The organism is Corynebacterium sp. HMSC062E11 (assembly GCF_001811845.1).
Classification (GTDB): domain Bacteria; phylum Actinomycetota; class Actinomycetes; order Mycobacteriales; family Mycobacteriaceae; genus Corynebacterium; species Corynebacterium hesseae.
On sequence record NZ_KV806819.1, the window covers coordinates 1 to 2,861 of the forward strand.

The 2,861-nt window shown below is 51.7% G+C and carries 2 protein-coding genes and 1 pseudogene; 1 reads left to right on the forward strand and 2 read right to left on the reverse strand.

What is annotated here, in order from left to right:
* Window positions 1-125: 125 nt before the first annotated feature.
* Together HMPREF2822_RS13025 and HMPREF2822_RS09050 are read right to left on the reverse strand one after the other, a co-directional pair.
* Complete coding sequence (locus HMPREF2822_RS13025) at window positions 126-1,010, reverse strand: NgoMIV family type II restriction endonuclease (protein ID WP_083304460.1); 885 nt, start codon at window positions 1,008-1,010, stop codon at window positions 126-128.
* Between the two features lie 2 nt (window positions 1,011-1,012).
* Window positions 1,013-2,026 carry a DNA cytosine methyltransferase gene (locus tag HMPREF2822_RS09050; protein WP_118790703.1) on the reverse strand — a complete coding sequence of 338 codons (1,014 nt, stop codon included), beginning with the start codon at window positions 2,024-2,026 and terminating at the stop codon, window positions 1,013-1,015.
* A gap of 537 nt (window positions 2,027-2,563) precedes the next feature.
* Here HMPREF2822_RS09050 and HMPREF2822_RS13030 point away from each other — a divergent pair.
* Window positions 2,564-2,770, forward strand: a pseudogene (locus HMPREF2822_RS13030) (IS256 family transposase); the annotation flags it as partial.
* Window positions 2,771-2,861 lie beyond the last annotated feature (91 nt).

Below are 2,861 nucleotides of genomic sequence, written 5' to 3' on the forward strand. Positions count from 1 at the left end.
ACTCCGTGTCCAAAAAGTCCCTAGACATCACAGCGATAGTGCACGAAACAGCCAATTAGGTAACTCAAACCGTCAGCAATATGCGGTTCACTTGCCCCTTAGCTGCTAGGTAAGACTTGGTAGCTTTAAACAGCTAAGTCTAAAGGTAGATCCGCGATGTCTCTCAGTCGATTACCTTCTAACAAGGTGCGCATGAGTTCCTTAGCATCGTCTGAACCTACCTCTGAGACTGCTTGTTGAAGTTCAGGCAGCATTACGTGGTAGACCATGTCTACATCACCTGTGCCGAGCGCCAAGGACGCAATACGGCTCATTGTTGGTTCAGCAGTCACAGCAACAATGTGGGGTGCTCGGCCTTTGCGATTGCGTATGAGGTTTAAAGCTTCAGAGCGGGTGTTTTGGGAGCGGTCTGAGCGCATAGTGAACTTGCAAGAGACCACGGCATGTATGAATCCGGGTGTTTCACCGTTGGAAGCACGGAAAGGGGACAGCAGTGCTTGTTCTTTATCAACAATCGGCAAGTCTGAGTTAATAACATTATCGGAGGCTGCACTGCGGATAACTACAACATCAGGAGATATGACGTAGCTATTTCCGAGCGCAGCGCCAAGTTCCGGATGCTGCTTTACGGCTTCGGCAAGTTCAGCCAAGTGACGATACGGCTCATAACGGGCAAGATGGTCTTGACGTCTAGAGTTACCTAAATTTTGAACCATCCAATCCCCGGGACGAACTGTTTGCATATAAGGAAATGTCGCTGCTAGGAACCTTTGCACAGCTTTTTCAAAATTTGCCCCCGTCGATTGTCCGGCGCCCTTACCTTGAACTAAAGGAACATTGAGCTGACGCGCAATGTGTGCCGAAAGTACTTTACTGGCGCGCTGACCTCTATCAGCATTGGAAGCGATACTTTCTCCACTTGGCGTTTCAGTGAGAGCCAACACGCCCGAATCAATTAATTGCTGGTGAAACTGTTTACGTGCAGCTGTAATTAAGGCTGGTTGAGTCATAGTTAGAACCTTAGTGAATCTGGTACGCGAGTTGGTTCAGCAGCGTAAACACCATCAGGTAGTGGTTCTTTATTTAATGCCGCAGCGATCCGCGAGCCGACGGCCTCAGCCACAGGGGGTGGGAAAGCATTACCGACCTGCCGCCATTGCGCGGTCTTCTTCCCCTGCCAAATCCAGTTTTGAGGGAATCCCTGAATCACGCCGCCCATCTGAACAGTGAGACGTGGTAAGTCCTTGTCGAGGTTAGTTGGGAAATCTTCTTCAGGAGCAGTCTCGGCAATTGAAGTTCCTTTTACTCCGAGTTCTTTCCAAGCAGCTTTGGCTCTTGTGGGTCCAACATCGGGGCCGCCGTGCTTCTTGGACCCTCCAACCAGAGTTGGCGCTACCTTGTTCGCCTTTTTAGCCCACTCTGCGGCACCTGTCCAACCATTTTGTCCCATAAGTATTTCTAAAGCTTCGCCCACGGTCTTCCATTGCCAGTTCGCTGGCGGCCAGAAGAAGTAGGGAGCGTATTCTTCTTTGACTGCGACCAGAATAAACCGCGGCCGAAGCTGGGGAACTCCATAGTCAGCAGCTTGAAGCAGCTTCCAAAAGACGCTGTACCCCATTTGCTCCAGACGAGTGATGATGCGAGCACGATATTCTTCAAACCGCTTTTGCCCTAGGCCCTTAACGTTTTCCAGCATTACAGCGCGTGGATCTATCTGCTTGATCATTTCCAAAGCGCGGGGAAAGAGGTCACGTTCATCGTCTTCACCAAGTTGCTGTCCTGCGATAGAGAAGGGCGGGCATGGGACACCACCAGCAAAGAGATCCGCTCCTACATAAGGCTCAGGATCGAATTCGAGGACATCTGCTTCAACAACATTCCAATGCGGTCGGTTAACGCGAAGGGTTTGAACGGCAAACTCGTCAATCTCTACTGCAACCAAATGCTCAAAACCAGCGTTTTCGAGACCCAAAGCTTGACCGCCGGCGCCAGCGCAGATTTCAACAGAAGTTAACGAGTTATGCACGCCGCTGATTGTACATAGCCCACCGGACGTTCAAGAGAGCAATGACGCGAATAAGGCAAGGAGGTCGAATGCATGTTTGAATTAAGATGGGTGCTGGAGCAATTGGTAGCTCACTGCTCATGCCAAACTCGCGAAGCAAAGGTCAGCAGCCCTCGATTCATATAAACGGCTCTAGGGTTCTTTTCTTCCCCTTGCTCACCCAGCCGGCTGCTCGAGAGAGTCTCCGGCATATGGTGGCGAAGCCTGCTTATCCCGGAGCCCATCGAGCCACACGAAATGTCTCTTAAGCCCTTTAGGGGCCTAAACGACAAAACGTGGCCTAAACGCTTTAGGGGGTTAGGTCGCTTTACCGCTTAAGGGACATTTCGTGTGGATAAACCGATTCGGATTCGCGGGACAGCCTGGGATAATGCCTTGATCTTGATTTGGAATCGGTTCCAACGCCCCGATCTGTGAAATCAACACCGGATAACACTAGGCCTGTGGTAGGTAAGCCGCAGCTGGTGCGGTTAGGTCAATTCCTATGGCGACGTCCGCACTGAAGCCCCTGTACATCTACTGGAGCTAGCCAGGCATCAAGACTTCGGGCGCAATTGGGGAAAGGCGGCATACGCGGCCTGGCCGAAAGAAGAACTCAATCGGCGCGGCCAACCAGACGGGCGACCAGCCACACACGACACCCACACCGACAACGAATGGAACCCCAGCTTAGGCATAAGAAAAGGGTGGCTCGGACGCTCCTAAATCCACACGAAAAGTCCCTTAGTGCGACACGCCGCAAATCCACGCGGAATGTCCCTTAAGCGGCCTAAACGACAGGATGTGTTGGTGAGGT